This window comes from Sulfuricystis multivorans, from assembly GCF_003966565.1.
In the GTDB taxonomy this organism is placed as follows: domain Bacteria; phylum Pseudomonadota; class Gammaproteobacteria; order Burkholderiales; family Rhodocyclaceae; genus Sulfuricystis; species Sulfuricystis multivorans.
On record NZ_AP018718.1, the window covers coordinates 721152 to 738914 of the forward strand.

Annotated in this window: 17 protein-coding genes; all 17 read left to right on the top strand. The window is 64.0% G+C overall.

From position 1 onward, the window contains the following. The first annotated feature begins 1 nt into the window (after nucleotide 1). The 17 genes from hybA (at nucleotide 2) to EL335_RS03660 (ending at nucleotide 17762) form a co-directional block, all read left to right on the top strand. Nucleotides 2-997: a hydrogenase 2 operon protein HybA gene (hybA, locus tag EL335_RS03580; protein ID WP_126444281.1), complete on the top strand. Its 996-nt coding sequence runs from the start codon at nucleotides 2-4 to the stop codon at nucleotides 995-997. After that, complete coding sequence (gene hybB, locus EL335_RS03585; protein ID WP_126444282.1) at nucleotides 994-2169, top strand: Ni/Fe-hydrogenase cytochrome b subunit; 1176 nt, start codon at nucleotides 994-996, stop codon at nucleotides 2167-2169. Before hybA ends, hybB begins: the two co-directional genes overlap by 4 nt. Nucleotides 2170-2187: 18 nt before the next feature. Beyond that, a complete protein-coding gene (locus EL335_RS03590; RefSeq protein ID WP_126444283.1) occupies nucleotides 2188-3894 on the top strand; it encodes a nickel-dependent hydrogenase large subunit in 1707 nt (568 codons plus the stop codon). A gap of 10 nt (nucleotides 3895-3904) precedes the next feature. Next, on the top strand, nucleotides 3905-4402 hold the full coding sequence (locus EL335_RS03595) for a HyaD/HybD family hydrogenase maturation endopeptidase (protein ID WP_284155432.1): 498 nt from the start codon (nucleotides 3905-3907) through the stop codon (nucleotides 4400-4402). Continuing rightward, nucleotides 4392-4856, top strand: a complete 465-nt coding sequence (gene hybE, locus EL335_RS03600; RefSeq protein ID WP_172600018.1) for a [NiFe]-hydrogenase assembly chaperone HybE — start codon at nucleotides 4392-4394, stop codon at nucleotides 4854-4856. Before EL335_RS03595 ends, hybE begins: the two co-directional genes overlap by 11 nt. A gap of 9 nt (nucleotides 4857-4865) precedes the next feature. Beyond that, on the top strand, nucleotides 4866-5207 hold the full coding sequence (locus tag EL335_RS03605) for a hydrogenase maturation nickel metallochaperone HypA/HybF (protein ID WP_126444286.1): 342 nt from the start codon (nucleotides 4866-4868) through the stop codon (nucleotides 5205-5207). Nucleotides 5208-5211: 4 nt separating this feature from the next. Continuing rightward, nucleotides 5212-6057 carry a hydrogenase nickel incorporation protein HypB gene (gene hypB / locus EL335_RS03610; protein WP_126444287.1) on the top strand — a complete coding sequence of 282 codons (846 nt, stop codon included), beginning with the start codon at nucleotides 5212-5214 and terminating at the stop codon, nucleotides 6055-6057. Further along, complete coding sequence (gene hypF / locus EL335_RS03615) at nucleotides 6050-8281, top strand: carbamoyltransferase HypF (protein WP_284155433.1); 2232 nt, start codon at nucleotides 6050-6052, stop codon at nucleotides 8279-8281. The genes hypB and hypF overlap by 8 nt, the downstream gene beginning before the upstream one ends. 58 nt (nucleotides 8282-8339) lie before the next feature. Further along, nucleotides 8340-9275: a DnaJ C-terminal domain-containing protein gene (locus EL335_RS03620; protein ID WP_126444289.1), complete on the top strand. Its 936-nt coding sequence runs from the start codon at nucleotides 8340-8342 to the stop codon at nucleotides 9273-9275. A gap of 2 nt (nucleotides 9276-9277) precedes the next feature. Continuing rightward, a complete protein-coding gene (locus EL335_RS03625; RefSeq protein ID WP_126444290.1) occupies nucleotides 9278-9586 on the top strand; it encodes a chaperone modulator CbpM in 309 nt (102 codons plus the stop codon). After that, complete coding sequence (locus tag EL335_RS03630) at nucleotides 9587-10510, top strand: zinc metalloprotease HtpX (protein ID WP_126444291.1); 924 nt, start codon at nucleotides 9587-9589, stop codon at nucleotides 10508-10510. A 251-nt stretch (nucleotides 10511-10761) separates the two neighbouring features. Further along, the gene (ftsH, locus tag EL335_RS03635) at nucleotides 10762-12600 is read left to right on the top strand and encodes an ATP-dependent zinc metalloprotease FtsH (RefSeq protein ID WP_126444292.1); all 1839 of its coding nucleotides are present in this window, start codon (nucleotides 10762-10764) and stop codon (nucleotides 12598-12600) included. 44 nt (nucleotides 12601-12644) lie between these two features. Further along, the gene (locus EL335_RS03640; RefSeq protein ID WP_126444293.1) at nucleotides 12645-13136 is read left to right on the top strand and encodes a phosphate-starvation-inducible PsiE family protein; all 492 of its coding nucleotides are present in this window, start codon (nucleotides 12645-12647) and stop codon (nucleotides 13134-13136) included. Further along, entirely contained in the window at nucleotides 13133-14239 is a 1107-nt protein-coding gene (locus EL335_RS03645; protein WP_126444294.1) for a S1C family serine protease, read from the top strand. The genes EL335_RS03640 and EL335_RS03645 overlap by 4 nt, the downstream gene beginning before the upstream one ends. A gap of 66 nt (nucleotides 14240-14305) precedes the next feature. Next, entirely contained in the window at nucleotides 14306-15214 is a 909-nt protein-coding gene (locus EL335_RS03650) for a phosphoribosylaminoimidazolesuccinocarboxamide synthase (protein WP_126444295.1), read from the top strand. Nucleotides 15215-15235: 21 nt separating this feature from the next. Further along, nucleotides 15236-17281, top strand: a complete 2046-nt coding sequence (locus EL335_RS03655) for a M3 family metallopeptidase (RefSeq protein ID WP_126444296.1) — start codon at nucleotides 15236-15238, stop codon at nucleotides 17279-17281. A gap of 10 nt (nucleotides 17282-17291) precedes the next feature. Further along, on the top strand, nucleotides 17292-17762 hold the full coding sequence (locus EL335_RS03660; protein WP_172600019.1) for a glutaredoxin family protein: 471 nt from the start codon (nucleotides 17292-17294) through the stop codon (nucleotides 17760-17762). Nucleotide 17763: the final 1 nt, after the last annotated feature.

The window sequence follows — 17763 nt, forward strand, 5'->3', positions numbered from 1 at the left end:
GATGGCCACGCGACGCGATTTCCTGAAAGGCGCGCTGGCAGCAGGCACCTTGTTCGGCGCTGGCCAGACGGCACAGGCGCGCGAAACCCACCATGTGCCGGAAGGCGCGCTGGGACTCCTTTATGACGCAACGCTGTGTGTCGGCTGCAAGGCCTGCGTCGCCGCCTGCAAGGCGGCGAACGGCAACCCGCCGGAGTTTTCCACCGTCGATCATCTCTGGGATACGCCGCTCGACACCAGCGGCTACACCTTCAACATCATCAAGATGTACCGCAACGGCACGATGGAGACGAAGGATAGCGAGATCAACGGCTATGCTTTCATGAAGACCTCGTGCATGCACTGCGCCGATCCTTCGTGCGTTTCTGCCTGCCCGGTCTCGGCAATGACCAAGGACCCGGTCACCGGCATCGTCAAATACGACCCGAACAAGTGCATCGGCTGCCGTTACTGTGTGGCCGCCTGCCCGTTCGGTATCCCGAAATACCAATACGACAGCCCGACCGGGCGGATCGGCAAGTGCGAGCTGTGCCGCCATCGTCACAAGGATGGCCATTACTCGGCCTGCGCCGAGGTTTGCCCCACCGGGGCGACGCTGTTCGGCAAGACATCCGACCTGCTCGCCGAGGCGAAGCGGCGTTTGTCGCTCAAGCCAGGCAGCATCACGACCTTCCCGCGCGGCCGGTTGGGGGAGGCGGCGGCCCCCGGGGTGACCTGGCTTCCGGAGCCCGATCAAAGTTACGAAGGTCCGGTCGGCCACTACCAGCAGCACATCTACGGCGAGAAGGAATACGGCGGCACGCAGGTCCTGAAGCTCTCCGCGGTGCCCTTCGAGAAGGTCGGCATGCCGAAGCTGCCCCCCTACTCTTCGGCAGCGACGTCGGAAACCATCCAGCACACGCTCTATGGCGGGCTGGTGATGCCGATCGCGGTGCTGGCGGGGCTCACTTTCGTTGCCAAGCGCAATGTCAAGCCCGATGAAGGAGACGAGCAATGAGCGCGCAACATCATGCCAAGCCCACACCGGTCGGCGGTCCGCTGCTCAATGCCGTGACCCTCACCGCTGGTGTGCTGATCCTCATCATGGCCGCCATCCTGGCCGTGCGCTTCTTCTATGGCCTGGGCAGCGTCACGAACCTGAATGACGGTTATCCGTGGGGCATCTGGATCGTCGTCGATGTGATGATCGGCTCGGCCTTCGCCTGCGGCGGCTTTTCGGTCGCGATGCTGGTCTACATCTTCAACAAACAGGAGTATCACCCCCTCGTCCGCCCGGCGCTCTTGGCCAGTCTGTTCGGCTACACGCTTGCCGGTGTCGCGGTGATCATTGACCTGGGCCGCTGGTGGAACGTCTGGAACATGTACTGGCCGTGGTCGGCGAACCCGAACTCGGTGATGTTCGAGGTGGCGATCTGCATCACGCTCTACATCATCGTGATGTGGATCGAATTCGCACCGACCTTCTTCGAAAAATTCAGCATGAATGAGGCGAAACGCCGCTTGTCGAAGATCATGTTTCTCGTCATCGCGCTGGGAACCTTGCTGCCGATGATGCACCAGTCTTCACTCGGCACGCTGTGGGTGGTGCTGGGCCAGCAGGTGCATCCGCTTTGGCAGACGCCGCTGGTGCCGCTGTTGTTCCTGCTCACGGCGATCATCATGGGCTATGCCGTGGTGTTGTTCGAATCCTGTGTGGCCTCGTCGGCTTACCGGCGTTCGATCGAAATGCATCTGCTCACCCCATTGGCGAAGGTCATGCTCGGTGTGGTGGCGGCCTATCTCGTCGCGCGTTTGGCCGATCTGCTGTGGCGCGGCGTGATCGGTCTGGCTTTCGCACCTTCGCTCGAAGCGCTGATGTTCTGGCTCGAGACGGCCTGCTTCGTCGCACCGTTTTTGCTCATCGGGACAGAAAGCCAGCGTCGCAATCCGGCGCGCCTGTTCGTCGCCGGCATCGTCATCATGCTCGGCGGTTCGCTGTTGCGCTTGAACGGTTTCCTGATCGGTTACGAGACCGTCATCGGCGCCGAGACCTCGGGCGTGAATTTCCGCTACTTCCCATCGCTGACCGAAATCCTCGTCACCGTCGGCATGTTTTCGCTCGAGGTCCTCGGTTACGTCATCATTACCCGCCGCTTCCCGGTCCTGCCGCGCGAAGAGGCCCACGCCTGAGAGAAGCTGGAGAAAAAAATGAGCAAACGCATCACGATTGATCCGATCACCCGCATCGAGGGGCATTTGCGCATCGACGTCGATGTCGATGGCGGCAAAGTGAAGAAGGCATGGTCCTCCGGCCAGATGTGGCGCGGCGTCGAGCTGATCCTGCAAGGCCGCGATCCGCGCGATGCCTGGACGATCACGCAGCGCATCTGTGGCGTGTGCACCACCGTGCATGCGATCGCCTCGGTGCGCGCGGTCGAAAATGCGTTGCAGATGGAAGTGCCGCTCAACGCGCAATACATCCGCAACCTGATCATCCTCGCGCACGCGGTGCATGACCACATCGTGCACTTCTATCATCTCTCCGCGCTCGACTGGGTGGATGTCACGCAAGCCCTGAAGGCGGATCCCGACAAGACTGCGGCACTGGCCGAAGGCCTGTCTTCATGGCAGCGCAATGGCAAGCACGAGATGCGCGCGGTCAAGGAACGCCTGGCCGGCTTCGTGGGGGGTGGGCAGCTCGGCATCTTCACGAATGGCTACTGGGGCCATCCGGCGATGAAGCTGCCGCCGGAAGTGAATCTGCTCGCGGTGGCCCACTACCTGCAGGCGCTCGAAGTGCAGCGCAAGGCCAACAAGATCGTCTCGATCCTCGGTTCGAAGACGCCGCACATCCAGAACCTCGCGGTCGGCGGCGTGGCCAACCCGATCGCCACCGATTCGCAATCGGTGCTCACCGTCGAGCGGCTGATGGCGATCAAGGGCTGGATCGACGAGCTGGCCGATTTCGTCAAGAACGTTTATCTGATCGACGTCGCGGCGGTGGGCGCCTTCTACGCCGATTGGACCAAATACGGCGCTGGCGTGACGAACTACCTCTGTGTGCCGGACATCCCCCTCGACACCAAGGGCACGCAATTCGCCTTGCCCGGTGGTTACATCGAGGGAGGCGATGTCGCCAAGTTCAAGCCGATCGCCGCCTTCGACGACGCGTTCTGGGGCAAGGGCGTCGAGGAATCGGTCAAGCACTCGTGGTATGACTACAGCGCGCAGAAACCGCTGCATCCATATCAAGGCGAGACCAAGCCGAAATACACCGACTTCCAGGCCGATGGCAAGTATTCCTGGCTCAAGTCGCCGACCTTCTACGGCAAGCCCGCCCAGGTGGGACCGCTGGCGAACGTGCTGGCGATGTTCGCCGCCGGCCACGAGCCGACGAAGAAATATGCGACTGCGGCGCTCGATCTCGTCTCCAGCTTGGCCAAGACCAAGGTCGGCATCGATGCGCTGCATTCGACGATCGGCCGCCATGCGGCGCGCGCGGTGCGCTGCGCGGTGATGGTCGACCAGCTCGCAGAGCAATGGCAACTGCTGATCGGCAATATCGCCAAGGGCGATACGAAAACCTTCAATCCGCCGACCTTCCCGAAAGGCGAAGTCATGGGCGTCGGCTTCCATGAAGCGCCGCGCGGCGTGCTCTCCCACTGGGTGGTCATCGAGGACGGCAAGATCAAGAACTACCAGTGCGTGGTGCCCTCGACCTGGAATGCCTGCCCGAGGAACGAGAAGGACGAGCCGGGGCCGTATGAAGCCTCGCTGCTCGACAATCCGATCGCCGATCCGGAACAACCATTGGAGGTGTTGCGTACCGTGCACTCCTTCGATCCGTGCATCGCCTGCGCAATCCATCTGACCGACAAGGACAAGACCAGCGAGGTCACGGTGAAGGTGGTCTGATTTGCGCGCGGTGGTCTTGGGCATAGGCAACACGATCCGTGCCGATGAGGGCGTGGGCGTGCGCGTCGTCGAAGCGCTAGAACGCGACTATGCGCTGCCGGCTGACGTCGTCGCCATCGACGGCGGCACGTCGAGCATGGAAATGCTCGAGGAGCTCTCTCACCTCGATTTCCTGCTCGTCGTCGATGCGATCGATGACGGCAGGCCGCCGGGCGAATTGGTGCGATTGGAGGGCGAGGCGGTGCCGGTATTCTTCCGCCGCAATCTCTCGCCGCATGGCATCGGTCTCTCCGACGTGCTCGCCGCGCTCGAGTTCATGGGGGCGGCACCAAAGGAGACGGTGATCCTCGGCGTGCAGCCCGGCTCGTTGGAGTTGGCGACGGCGCTGACGCCGCCGATTGCCGCACAGGTGCCGGCACTCGTCGCACAGGTCGTCGATGAGCTCTCGCGACGAGGATTGGCACCCATGCGCAAAGTCGGCGCCGACGAGACGGCACATGTTCTCTGAAGACCCGGGCGCACGGATCGAAGAAGTCTTCCGGCGCATCCAGGAGGAACGGATGGCCGGACTCCCATTCATCAATCCGGCTTTGTCCGTCGCTGCCGTCGGCTTTGCGCGTCATGGCGCGGATTGGCGTGGCGTGCTGCTCACACCTTGGGGCATCCAATTGCTGCTTCTGCCCGCCGTCGCCGACTGGCCCGTGCCGCCGCTGCTGACGCGCGCCTTCCGCCAGTATCCTGCGGGGACCTTCGCCTTTCTGCCCAATCACGAAAAGGAGCTGGGTGATTACCTCGCCTGCCCGCTGATCTCCGACATGCACCCCTTTGCCGACCAGCAAACGGCGCTCGCTACCGCGCGCGCCTGCCTGATTGCGCTCGACATTCCACCGGTGAGATCAGAAGCCCAACCCGCTGCGCCTGCCTCGGATGGGCGGCGGCGGTTTTTGGGGCTGGACGGCTAGAATCTCCGCATGCATGAAATGTCCCTCGCCGAAGGCGTGCGCGAGCTGATCGAGGACGCTGCGGCACGCGAAGGTTTCACGCGCGTGAAGAGCGTGCGCGTCGAAATCGGCGAGCTTGCCGGTGTCGAGCGCGAAGCTTTCGCGTTTTGTTTCGATATCGTGATGGCCGGTGGCATCGCCGACGGGGCGTGGCTCGACATCGTTGCCACACCAGGTGTTGGACGCTGTTCCGTGTGCGGCCGTGAAACGCCGCTGGCAAACGTTTATGATCCCTGTGCGCATTGCGGCGGCTTTCCGGTCGAGGTGACCGCAGGCTGCGCGATGCGCGTCATCGACCTCGAAGTGGAGTGAAGCCATGTGCACGACCTGCGGTTGTGGAGAAGGTGAGACGACGATCGAAGGCCATGCCTTGCATGAGCATGAACACACCCATGCGGATGGCACGACGCACAGCCATCCGCACGATCATCACGGCACGCATGGACATGACGGCGCGCACGACCATATGCATCATCCATATCACTCGCACACTCACGCATCCAGCCGCACGCTGCGGCTGGAAATGGACATCCTGGCGAAGAACGCTGCCTATGCAGCGCAAAACCGCGCGCGCTTTTCTGCCCACGGCGTGCTGGCTTTGAATCTCGTCTCCAGTCCCGGCTCGGGCAAGACCACCTTGCTCGTCAAGACCATCGAGGCGCTCAAAGGGAAGCTGCAGATCGCGGTGATCGAGGGCGATCAGCAGACCCGCTTCGATGCCGAGCGCATCCGCGCCACCGGCGCGCCTGCCGTGCAGATCAACACCGGCAAGGGCTGTCATCTCGATGCCCACATGGTCGGTCATGCGCTCGATGCGCTGCCGCTCGAAAAGGGAGGCGTGCTGATGATCGAGAATGTCGGCAATCTCGTCTGTCCGGCCGCCTTCGATCTCGGCGAGGCCGGCAAGGTGGTGATTCTCTCGGTCACCGAAGGCGAGGACAAGCCGCTCAAGTATCCCGACATGTTCCGCGCCGCACGGCTGATGCTGATCAACAAGTGCGATCTGCTGCCCCATTTGCAGTTCGAGGTCGATAAGGCGATCGGCTACGCGCGCCGCGTCAATCCGCTGATCGAGGTGATACGCATCAGTGCAACCACGGGCGAGGGCTTGGCCGAGTGGCTGGCCTGGATCGAGAAGGCCGTTGCCGGCATCCGTGCCTGAAGCCCGTCGCATCCGTGTCACGGGTATCGTCCAGGGGGTCGGTTTCAGGCCCTTCGTCTGGCGGCTGGCGCATGAGCTGGCGATCCGGGGCTGGGTGAGAAACGATGCCGCCGGCGTCGAGATCCACTGCGAAGGCGAACGGCTCGATGAATTCGCGGCGCGACTGAGACTCGAGGCCCCGCCGCTTGCCCGCATCGATGCGCTGCAGGTGGTGCCGGTGGCCGCTTTCGGCGCGCCGGATTTCCGTATCTTCGAAAGCGCAGGCGGCAGGGTGACCACCGCGATCGGTCATGACACCGCGACCTGCGCCGACTGTTTGGCGGAGCTCTTCGATCCGGCCAACCGCCGCTATCGCCATCCTTTCATCACCTGCACGCATTGCGGACCGCGCTACACGGTCACGCGACGCCTGCCTTACGACCGGCCGCAGACGAGCCTAGCGCCGTTTCCGCTCTGTCCCGACTGCGCGCGCGAATACACCGATCCGGCGGATCGGCGCTTTCATGCCGAGACGATCTGTTGTCCGAACTGCGGGCCGCGCTTGCGGCTTTGCGATGCGGCCGGAGGCGTCATCGGCGGCGATCCGATCGCCGCCACGCTCGATCTGCTGCGCGCGGGCAGGATCGTCGCGATCAAGGGTCTGGGCGGTTTTCATCTCGCCTGCGATGCGACCAACGCCGCTTCGGTCGCCGCCTTGCGGGCGCGCAAACAACGCGAAGAAAAGCCTTTCGCGGTGATGGTCGCCGATGTCGCGCAGGCCGCCCGCTATGCAAAAATCGGCGCTGACGAGACGGCACTGCTCGAAGCCCCAGAGCGCCCGATCGTGCTGCTGGAAAAGAAAATCGAGCTTTCCGGCATCGCGCCGGGACTTGCCGAGATCGGCCTGATGTTGCCGGTCACGCCGATCCAGTTCCTGCTGTTTCACGACGCGCCCGAGATGGCGCTGGTGATGACGAGCGCCAATCCTCATGGCGAACCCTTGGTGATCGGCAACGACGAGGCGCTCATTCGTCTTGCCGGCATCGCCGACGCCTTTTTGCTGCACGACCGCGAGATCGTCGTGCGCTGCGACGACTCGGTGCGGCGGGCGACTACCTTCATCCGCCGCGCGCGCGGCTACGTTCCCCGCGCGCTCAGGCTGCCGCGCGAGGTTCCGCCCGCGCTGGCCGTCGGCGGCTGGTTCAAGAACACGGTCTGCGTGATGCGCGGCGATCAAGCCTTTCTCTCGCAGCACGTCGGTGACCTCGACAACGCGGCCGCCTGCGGCTTCTTCGCGGAGAGCGTGGCCCATCTGCTCTCCATCCTCGATGTCGAGCCAGCCCTCGTCGCCCACGATCTGCATCCCGACTTCTTCTCGACGCGCTTTGCGGCGCAGTTTGCGGCCGAGCGCGGCATTCCGGCCATCGGCGTGCAGCATCATCATGCGCATATCGCGGCAGTCTGCGCCGAGCACGGCATCGCTGCGCCGGTGCTGGGGCTCGCGCTCGACGGTGTTGGCCTTGGCACGGACGGCACCGCTTGGGGTGGTGAGCTCTTGCGCGTCGAAGGCGGCGCTTTCGAGCGTCTCGGGCATCTTTTCCCCTTGCCGCTGCCCGGCGGCGATGTCGCGGCGCGCGAGCCCTGGCGCATGGCGACCGCCGTCTTGCATAGACTGGGGCGCACTGACGAGATCGTCCGTCGCTTCCCTGACGAGCCGGCCGCGCCAACCGTCGCGCAGATGCTCATGCGGGGCTTCAATTGCCCGTCGACATCGAGCGCGGGCAGGCTGTTCGATGCGATGGCCGGAATGCTCGGTGTGCGCCGCAGACAGAGCTTCGAGGGGCAAGCGGCGATGCTGCTCGAAGGCTTGGCCGTGCGACATGGGCCGGTGGCGCCGCTCGATGGGGGGTGGCGCATCGAGGATGGGCGGCTCGATCTGCTGCCGCTGTTCGCCTACCTCGAAGACTGCGAGGATGCCGCGGCTGGCGCGGCATTGTTCCACGCCACCTTCGCCGCGGCGCTCACCGACTGGGTGACCGCAGCGGCTCGGCAGACCGGCATCCTCACGGTGGCTGCGTCCGGCGGCTGCCTGCTCAACCGCTTGCTGTCGGCGACGCTGTGCAGTAGCCTTGCCGAACGTGGCGTGCGGCTCATTAAAGCGCGCCTGCTTCCGCCCAATGATGGCGGTTTGAGCCTCGGTCAGGCTTGGGTGGCCGGCAGCCGGAGTGTGTGCGGCCGGGCTTGATACTCCGCCCCTTCCGCCCCCATTTATGCGCATGACTTGATTTGGAACAGGCAAAGGCATGGAATTCAAAAACTATTACGAGGTGCTCGGGGTCGCGCGCGATGCGACGGCGGACGAGATCAAGAAGGCCTTCCGCAAGCTGGCACGCAAATACCACCCCGATGTCTCGAAGGAGCCGGATGCGGAAGCGCGCATGAAGGAGGTCAATGAGGCCTATGCGGTGCTCTCCGATCCGGAAAAGCGTGCCGCTTACGATCAGTTGGCGCAAGGCTATCGGCCGGGGCAGGAATTTCGCCCGCCGCCCGGCTGGGATGCCGGTTTCGAGTTCAGCGGGCATGGTTTCTCGCCCCACGAGGCTGCGGAGTTTTCGGATTTCTTCGCCGAGCTGTTCGGGGGGCTGGGCGGGCGCACGCGCCGCGCCGGCGGCTTTCACGCCCGCGGCGAGGATCATCACGCGAAGATCTATCTCGATCTGGAAGATGCCTATCGCGGCGCGACGAAGCAGATCAGCCTGCGCGCACCCAGGCTCGATGCCCAGGGGCATGTCGTGTTGGAGACGCGCACGCTGAATGTGAAGATCCCGAAGGGCGTGCGGGAAGGGCAGACCATCCGTCTGGCCGGCCAGGGCGCGCCCGGCCTCGGCGGCGCGCCAGCGGGGGATCTGCTGCTCGAAGTGCATTTCCAGCCCCATCCGCGCTACCGCGTCGATGGCCGCGATCTATTCATGACGCTGCCGCTCGCGCCTTGGGAAGCCGCGCTGGGTACGGTGATCCCGATCGATTTGCCGGAGGGCAGCGTGAAGGTGCGCATTCCACCCGGCGCCCAATCGGGCCAGCAATTGCGGGTGCGCGGCAAGGGCATTCCTGCCGACCCGCCCGGAGATCTGCTGCTGAATTTGCAGGTGGTGGTGCCGCCGGCCGATACGCCGCGGGCACGCGAGCTTTATGAGACGATGGCGCGCGAGCTGGCCTTCGATCCGCGCGCCGGGAGATGAAGATGAGCGAAAACGAAGTCTTGATCGGCACGCTGCTCGATGAGAGCTGGCTCACACTCGAACAAGTCGCTGCCGCCTGCGATGTGGAAACGGACTGGCTGCTGGCTCATCTCGAAGCCGGCCTGTTTCCGCATGCCGAGAGCGTCGCGGGGGTGTGGCGTCTGGCCGGGGAGACGCTGCGGCGGGCGCGGCGCATGCGCGCGCTGGAACGCGATTTCGACGCGGTGCCCGAGCTGGCGGCTCTGGTGGCCGACCTGCTCGAAGAAACCGACCGTCTGCGCGCGCGGCTTTACTGCCTTGGCGAGGAATGAATGGCCCGGCTGCATGCGCTGGCCAACCGGCTGCAAAGCGCGCTCCTCGTCGCCGTGTTGCTGGCGATCGCGGGAACGGCTGGCTGGCTGCTGCTCGGCCCGGATGGTCTGTGGATGGCCCTCGGCGCTTCATTGCTGGCGCTGTTGATCGAGCCGGTGGCCGCCGGACGTCTGACGCTGGTCCTCTATCGGGCCGAGCCGCTCTCGCCCGTCGCCGCGCCCACGTTGCACCGGCTGGTCGATGAGCTTGCCGACCGTGCCGGGCTGACCCGGGCCCCAAGGCTGTATCGTATTCCCAGCCCGCTGGCCAACGCTTTTGCGGTCGGCGGGCGTGACGACGCCCACATCGCGCTGACCGACGGCTTGCTCCATGCGCTCGACTTGCGCGAGCTGGCCGGCGTGCTGGCGCACGAGATCGCCCACATCGTCCACGGCGATCTCAGGGTGATGGGCATGGCCGATTATGTGAGCCGGCTGACTGCCTTGTTCGCGACGATCGCCCAGGTGCTGTTGTTGTTTTCCTTGCCCGCTTGGCTCACCGGCGCGGTCGAGGTGCGTTGGGCGGCGCTCATCTTGTTGCTGTTTTCGCCGCAGCTGGCACTGCTGGCCCAGCTGGGTCTGTCACGGGTGCGCGAGTTCGATGCCGATCTTGCCGCCGCGCGGCTGACGGGTGATCCGGCGGGTCTGGCTTCGGCATTGCGGCGCATCGAGCAGGCGACGCGTTCCTGGCGCAGCTGGCTGCTGCCGGGCTGGGGTAATCCCGAACCTTCCTGGCTGCGTACCCATCCAGCCACCACAGAGCGCATCGCGCGGCTCATGGCGCTGGAGGGTGGCAGCCGTTGGATGCGATTTGAAGACTGGCGCTGGCCGGGGGCTGCGCCGCTGGGCAATCCGCGCTGGCGCATCGGCGGCATCTGGCGTTGAACCTAAAAACCCCAGTTGATCGCTCCTCAAGGCAAAAAATGTCTTCGGAAATCAGCAGTTATCTCGCTTTCGCTGCTCACCAAAAAGGTGAGCCCGCTACGCACCCCCTGGCGCACCCCGGCGGGCGCCTGGCTTTGTTGCTCCTCCTTGCAGGCATGAGCCTGCTGCGTCGTCGCGTCGCGCCATGCACCCGCCGGGACGCACCATCGGGCGCGTCCAACTGAGGTTTTTAGGTTGAAAGGATCGGTGTCATGGAACAGAAAACGCAATGGAACACCTTCTACTGGATCGTCGCTGCGTTGATGTTGCTGTTCATTCAGGACTGGTGGCAGGCGAGCCGCAGCATCGAACAGGTGCCCTACAGCGAGTTCGAGCAGGCCTTGAAGGAAGGCCGCGTTGCCGAGGTGATGGTGACGGACAAGGTACTCACTGGCCGGCTCAAGTCACCGGACATCAAGGGCAAGACGATGATCATGGCCACCCGCGTCGAGCCCGACCTCGCGGCACGGCTGTCGGAATACGACGTGCCTTACCGGCGCGTGATCGAGAGCACCTTCCTGCGCGATCTGCTGTCCTGGATCGTGCCGGCGGTGGCCTTTTTCGCGGTGTGGTTCTTCCTGTTCCGCAAGTTTGCCGAGAAGCAGGGCATGGGCGGCTTTATGACCATCGGCAAGAGCCGCGCCAAGGTCTATGTCGAGAAAGATACCGGCGTGACCTTCAACGACGTCGCCGGCGTCGATGAGGCCAAGGCGGAATTGCGCGAGGTGGTCGATTTCTTGAAAAACCCGCGCGAATACGGGCGGCTGGGCGCGCGCATCCCGAAAGGCGTGCTGCTCGTCGGCCCACCGGGCACCGGCAAGACGCTGCTCGCCAAGGCGGTGGCGGGCGAGGCAGGCGTGCCGTTCTTCTCGATCTCCGGTTCGGAATTCGTCGAGATGTTCGTCGGTGTCGGCGCCGCCCGCGTGCGCGATCTGTTCGAACAGGCGCGCGAACGGGCGCCGGCGATCATTTTCATCGACGAGCTCGACGCGCTGGGCCGGGCGCGCGGCGCGGCGAATCCGCTCGGCGGCCATGACGAACGCGAGCAAACGCTCAACCAGCTGCTCACCGAGATGGACGGCTTCGATTCCTCGGTCGGGTTGATCATCCTCGCCGCGACGAATCGGCCGGAGATTCTCGATCCGGCGCTGTTGCGCGCCGGCCGCTTCGATCGGCAAGTGCTGGTCGACCGGCCGGACAAGGCCGGTCGCGTCGCGATCCTGCGTGTCCATGCGAAAAAGATCACGCTGGCGCCGGACGTCGACCTGGAACAGGTGGCGGCGCTGACGACCGGTTTTTCCGGCGCGGATCTCGCCAACCTGGTCAATGAGGCGGCGCTGATCGCCACGCGGCGCAAGGCCGATGCCGTCACGCTGGCCGACTTCACCGCCGCGGTGGAACGCATCGTCGCCGGCCTCGAAAAGAAGAGCCGCGTGCTCAATGAGCAGGAACGCCGCACCGTCGCCTATCACGAGATGGGCCATGCGCTGGTCGCCTTGGCGCTGCCGGGCACCGATCCGGTGCACAAGGTCTCGATCATTCCACGCGGCATCGGCGCGCTCGGCTACACGATCCAGCGCCCGACCGAGGACCGCTACCTGATGACGCGCGAGGAACTGGAAAACAAGATCGCGGTGTTGCTCGGCGGCCGGGCGGCGGAAAAGCTCGTCTTCGGCAAGCTCTCCACCGGAGCTGCTGACGATCTCGCGAAGGCGACCGACATCGCCCGTGACATGGTCACCCGTTACGGCATGGACGAGGAGTTGGGATTCATCGCCTATGAGGCGCAGCGGCCGCGTTTCCTGGACGTCCCCGAGATGGTCGCGGGCGGCTGCCGTGTCTCGGAGGCTACCCAGGGACGCATCGATCAGGCCGTGCGCGGCATCGTCATGGGCGTGTTCTCGCGCGCCTATGGCATCCTGGAGAAAAATCGCGCCATTCTCGAACGCTGCGCCAACGAGCTGCTCGCCAAGGAAACCCTCGACGAGGCGGCGATCGCCACGCTGACTGCCGATCTCGACCGGGCGCACCCGGCTTCCGACAGCGCTTGAGGCTACAATCCGCCGCCAGGCCAATGATCAATGTCTTCAAGGTCATGAATTCCAAACAATATCCATTCCTCGATCGTTTCCGCAAGGAATGGGCGGTGCTCGGCATCTATGAGCGCCTCGAGCAGATCGTCGCGATCATCTTGTCCGGCGTCATTGCGGTGATCGTGGTGATTTCACTCATCCAGCTGATTCAGCAAGTGTTTTTGCTGTTGTGGCTCAATGCCTTCAATCCGCTCGATCATAAAGTGTTCCAGGCGGTGTTCGGCGCGATCATGACCTTGCTGATCGCGATGGAATTCAAGCATTCGATCATCCAAGTGGCGATGCGTCGAGGCAGCATCATCCAGCTCAAGACCGTGATCCTGATCGCGCTGTTGGCGCTGGCGCGCAAATTCATCATCCTCGATCCGGAATCCATTGGCGCAGAAAAGATCGCCGCACTCGCTGGCGCCACTTTGGCGCTAGGCATCGTGTATTGGACGATACGCGAACGCGATGAGCATGAACAACGCGTCGGGGAGAACGAGACTCAATGAAAATCGGAGTATTGTTACGCGCCCTGTTACTGGCAGCCGTCATTTTCCTTGTCTGGCAGGGCGCGGCGCTGTTCCTCGATGGTGGGCGCGATGCCCAGCCGCGTCTCGTGACGGCCCGCGGCGATCTGGCGGCCGACGAGCAAGCGACGATCGAGCTGTTCGAAAAGTCGAAGGACAGCGTCGTCTTCATTTCCACGCGTGCCGCGGTGATGGATGTCTGGACGCGCAATGTGTTCACCGTGCCGCGCGGCACCGGTTCGGGCTTCATCTGGGACGATGCCGGCCATGTCGTGACCAATTTCCACGTCATCGAAGGCGCCAGCGAAGCCCTGGTCAAGCTCGCCGACGGTCGCAGTTTCAGAGCCGCGCTGGTCGGCGCTTCGCCAACCCACGACATCGCGGTGCTGAAGATCGGTGTCGGCTTCAAGCGTCCGCCGCCGGTGCCGATCGGCACCAGCCATGACCTGAAAGTCGGGCAGAAGGTTTTCGCGATCGGCAACCCGTTCGGACTCGACTGGACGCTCACCACCGGCATCGTCTCGGCGCTGGATCGCTCGCTCGGCACCGAACGAGGCCGCAGCATCGAGCATCTGATCCAGACCGACGCGGCGATCAACCCGGGTAATTCGGGCGGCCCGCTGCTCGATTCTGCGGGACGGCTGATCGGTATCAACACTGCCATCTACAGCCCCAGCGGGGCGAGCGCCGGAATCGGTTTCGCGGTGCCGGTCGATACGGTCAATCGCGTCGTGCCGCAGCTGATCGCGAAAGGCAAATACATCCGTCCGGTGCTGGGCATCGAGGTCGATGAAGGACTCAACGCACGGCTGACGAAGTTACTGGGCGTGGAAGGCGTGGTGATCCTGCGCGTGTTGCCGGATTCGGCTGCTGCGGCGGCGGGATTACGCGGTGCCGCTCTGGCCGCGGATGGTTCGCTCGTGCCGGGCGACATCATCGTCGCCGTGGCGGGCAAACCCGTGCGCAATGTCGCCGAGCTGTTCGCGCGCTTGGACGATCATCAGGTCGGCGAGGTCGTCTCGCTGCGCATCCGGCGCGATGGACGCGATGTGGAGGTGAGCGTCACCCTTCAAGCGGGGGCCTGACATCCGCCTGGGGTGGCCGCCGGAAGTGGCCGCGTCAGAATAAAATGAGATATTTAAGGAATGATCATGGCCCAGCCGCTTTTCGAATCCACCATTGCCAGTCTGCCACTCATCCATCGCGGCAAGGTGCGGGACATCTACGCGGTCGGCGACGACGAGATGCTCATCGTCACGACCGATCGGCTTTCGGCTTTCGACGTCATCCTCCCCGACCCTATTCCCGGCAAGGGCGAGGTGCTGACCGCGATGGCCAACTTTTGGTTTGCCAAACTGGCGCACATCGTGCCGAACCAGCTCACCGGCATCGATCCTGAGTCGGTGGTCCAGCCCAACGAGCGTGAGCAGGTGCACGGCCGTGCGATCGTCGTCAAACGGCTCAAGTCCTTGCCGATCGAGGCGGTGGTGCGCGGCTATCTGATCGGCTCGGGCTGGAAGGATTACCAGAAGACCGGCAAGGTTTGCGGCATCCCGCTGCCCAGCGGCTTGCGCATGGCCGAGAAGCTGCCGCAGCCGCTGTTTACGCCCTCGACCAAGGCGGCGCTCGGAGAGCACGACGAGAACATCGATTTCGCCACCGTCGAGAAGACCATCGGCCCGACGTTGGCTACCCAAGTGCGGGATGTGGCGCTCAAGCTCTACACCGAGGCCGCCGAATATGCCCTGAGCCGTGGCATCATCATCGCCGATACCAAGTTCGAGTTCGGTCTGGATGAAGCAGGCCGGCTCCATCTGATCGACGAGGTGCTCACCCCCGATTCCTCGCGCTTTTGGCCGGCCGATACCTACCAGGTCGGCGTCAGTCCGCCTAGTTTCGACAAGCAATTCGTGCGCGATTACCTCGAAACGCTCGATTGGAACAAACAGGCGCCCGGTCCGCACCTGCCGCCGGAGATCATCGAAAAGACCGCCGCGAAGTACCATGAGGCGCTCGAACGCCTCACACACCGAAACTCGGCGCTGGCGGGGCGGCATTGAAGTTTCGTCTTCTGCACTCGAATGAACATGAATCCTCTGCTCGATTTTTCCGGGCTGCCGCGCTTTGCGGAGATCCGGCCCGAACACGTCGCTCCGGCGATCCGCCAGTTGATCGCAGAATACCGTGAGGTGCTCGCCCGGCTGGAGCGTCCCGAGACGCCGCCCACCTGGGACGACTTCGTCGTGCCGCTGACTGACGCTGGTGAGCGGCTCGGCCGCGCCTGGGGCGTGGTCGGCCACATGCATGGCGTCAATGACGTGCCCGAATGGCGAGAAGCCTACAATGCGCTGCTACCCGAGGTAACGCGCTTCTACGCCGAGCTGGGCCAGAATCTCGCGCTATTCGAAAAATTCAAGGCGCTTTCCGCGAGTCCCGAATATCTGCGCCTGAACGCGGTGCAGCGACGCATCGTCGATCACGAGCTGCGCGATTTCCGGCTCGCCGGCGCGGCATTGCCGCCCGAGCAGAAACCGCGTTTTCAGGCGATCCAGGAGGAACTTTCGGCACTCGGCGCGAAGTTTTCCGAGAATCTCCTCGATGCGACCAATGCTCACGCCGAATGGGTGACCGATTTGGCGGCTTTGGCCGGCCTGCCGGAAGACGTCAAGGCTGCAGCGCGTCAAGCGGCCGAGAAGGACGGCAAGCCGGGGTGGAAATTCACCTTGCATGCGCCGTCCTATCTGCCGGTGATGCAATATGCCGACGATCGCGACCTGCGTTACCGGATGTATCACGCCTATGCCACCCGCGCGTCGGAATTGGGCCCTGCCGAATGGGACAATGGGCCGCTGATCGAGCGCATCCTCGAATTGCGTGCCGAGGAGGCAAAGATGCTCGGCTTCGCGAACTATGCGGAGCTCTCGCTGACGCCCAAGATGGCCGACTCGCCCGCACAGGTCGCCGCCTTCCTGCGCGATCTGGCGGCAAAGGCGCGGCCATTCGCCGAGCGCGATCTTTCTGAGCTGAAAGACTTTGCCGCGCGCGAGCTGGGGCTCGAATGTCTCGAAAGCTGGGACATCTCCTGGGCTTCCGAAAAGCTCAAGCAGTCGCGTTACAGCTTTTCCGATGACGAGGTGAAGCAATATTTCCCGGAGCCGAAGGTGCTCGAAGGATTGTTCCGCTGCGTCGAGGCGCTGTTCGGCGTCGAGATGCTGCCTGATACCGCGCCCGCCTGGCATCCCGAGGTGCGCTTTTTCCGCATCGAGCGACAGGGGAAACTCGTCGGCCACTTCTTCCTCGATCTCTATGCGCGCGAAACCAAACGTGGCGGCGCCTGGATGGCGGATGCGATCTCCCGGCGGCGCAAGAAAGACGGCACGATCCAGACGCCTCTCGCTTATCTGTGTTGCAATTTTCCCGCCCCGGTGGGCGACAGGCCGGCGCTATTCACGCACGACGACGTGCTGACGCTCTTTCATGAGACCGGCCATGGGCTGCATCACCTGCTCACCGAGGTCGAGGAACTGGCCGTCTCGGGCATCGATGGCGTGGAATGGGATGCCGTCGAGCTGCCCAGTCAGTTCATGGAAAACTTCTGCTGGGAATGGGATGTGCTCAAAGACATGACCGCGCATGTGGACACCGGTGAGCCGTTGCCGCGCGCGCTCTACGACAAGATGATCGCGGCGAAGAATTTCCAGAGCGGCTTGTTTACGCTGCGGCAGATCGAGTTCGCGCTGTTCGATCTGCGTCTGCATTGGGAAGGCCGCAGGGATTTCATGACCGTGCTCGACGAGGTGCGCCGCGAGGTCGCGGTGGTCATGCCGCCCGAGTGGAACCGCTTCCCGCACAGCTTTGCGCACATCTTCGCCGGGGGCTACGCGGCCGGCTACTACAGCTACAAGTGGGCCGAGGTGCTTTCCGCCGATGCCTATGCCGCCTTCGAGGAAGTCGCGCCGGAAATCGGCACGGTACTCGACGCGGCGACCGGCGAGCGCTTCTGGCGCGAGATCCTCGCCGTCGGCGGCTCGCGCCCGGCGCTGGAATCCTTCAAGGCCTTTCGCGGCCGCGAACCCTCGCCCGAAGCGCTATTGCGCCATAATGGCATGGTCGCCACGATGCCGTGAGAAGATTGTGATGAAACGCATCGTCTTGCTTTGGGGTTTGGCCTGTGTCGCGATCGTCGCGCAGGCGCAGTATTACCGCTGGGTGGATGAGCAAGGCAAGGTGCACTATGGCGATCGCCCACCGCCGTCGCTGGCGGGCAAGGCGCAGGTGATGCGGCATGGCGCCCCGGCGCCGGATCGGGAGCTTCCCTACGCGGTGCGTGAGGCGATGGCGAATTTCCCCGTGACGCTTTATGTCAGCGCCGATTGCGGGCAGGGATGCCGAGATGGGCGCGATTACCTCAAGCAGCGCGGCATCCCCTTCACCGAAAAGCCGGTTGCGACGAAGGAAGACGTCGAGGCGCTCAAGAAACTGGTCGGCGAGGACGAAGCTGTGGTGCCGGTGCTCGCGGCCGGGCCGAAGACCGTGGTTGGCTGGCGTCTGGCCGACTGGCAGCACCTGCTCGACGCGGCCGGCTATCCAAAGGAAAAGGGGCGCTGAG

What these genes read in the sequence shown, in the direction of transcription:
- EL335_RS03620 (WP_126444289.1), top strand. Translation starts at nt 8,340, where the DNA reads ATGGAATTCAAAAACTATTACGAGGTGCTCGGGGTCGCGCGCGATGCG.
- EL335_RS03640 (WP_126444293.1), top strand. Translation starts at nt 12,645, where the DNA reads ATGAATTCCAAACAATATCCATTCCTCGATCGTTTCCGCAAGGAATGG.
- hybB (WP_126444282.1), top strand. Translation starts at nt 994, where the DNA reads ATGAGCGCGCAACATCATGCCAAGCCCACACCGGTCGGCGGTCCGCTG.
- EL335_RS03590 (WP_126444283.1), top strand. Translation starts at nt 2,188, where the DNA reads ATGAGCAAACGCATCACGATTGATCCGATCACCCGCATCGAGGGGCAT.
- hybE (WP_172600018.1), top strand. Translation starts at nt 4,392, where the DNA reads ATGTTCTCTGAAGACCCGGGCGCACGGATCGAAGAAGTCTTCCGGCGC.
- EL335_RS03625 (WP_126444290.1), top strand. Translation starts at nt 9,278, where the DNA reads ATGAGCGAAAACGAAGTCTTGATCGGCACGCTGCTCGATGAGAGCTGG.
- EL335_RS03605 (WP_126444286.1), top strand. Translation starts at nt 4,866, where the DNA reads ATGCATGAAATGTCCCTCGCCGAAGGCGTGCGCGAGCTGATCGAGGAC.
- EL335_RS03660 (WP_172600019.1), top strand. Translation starts at nt 17,292, where the DNA reads ATGAAACGCATCGTCTTGCTTTGGGGTTTGGCCTGTGTCGCGATCGTC.
- hypB (WP_126444287.1), top strand. Translation starts at nt 5,212, where the DNA reads ATGTGCACGACCTGCGGTTGTGGAGAAGGTGAGACGACGATCGAAGGC.
- EL335_RS03630 (WP_126444291.1), top strand. Translation starts at nt 9,587, where the DNA reads ATGGCCCGGCTGCATGCGCTGGCCAACCGGCTGCAAAGCGCGCTCCTC.
- EL335_RS03650 (WP_126444295.1), top strand. Translation starts at nt 14,306, where the DNA reads ATGGCCCAGCCGCTTTTCGAATCCACCATTGCCAGTCTGCCACTCATC.
- EL335_RS03655 (WP_126444296.1), top strand. Translation starts at nt 15,236, where the DNA reads ATGAACATGAATCCTCTGCTCGATTTTTCCGGGCTGCCGCGCTTTGCG.
- EL335_RS03645 (WP_126444294.1), top strand. Translation starts at nt 13,133, where the DNA reads ATGAAAATCGGAGTATTGTTACGCGCCCTGTTACTGGCAGCCGTCATT.
- hybA (WP_126444281.1), top strand. Translation starts at nt 2, where the DNA reads ATGGCCACGCGACGCGATTTCCTGAAAGGCGCGCTGGCAGCAGGCACC.
- ftsH (WP_126444292.1), top strand. Translation starts at nt 10,762, where the DNA reads ATGGAACAGAAAACGCAATGGAACACCTTCTACTGGATCGTCGCTGCG.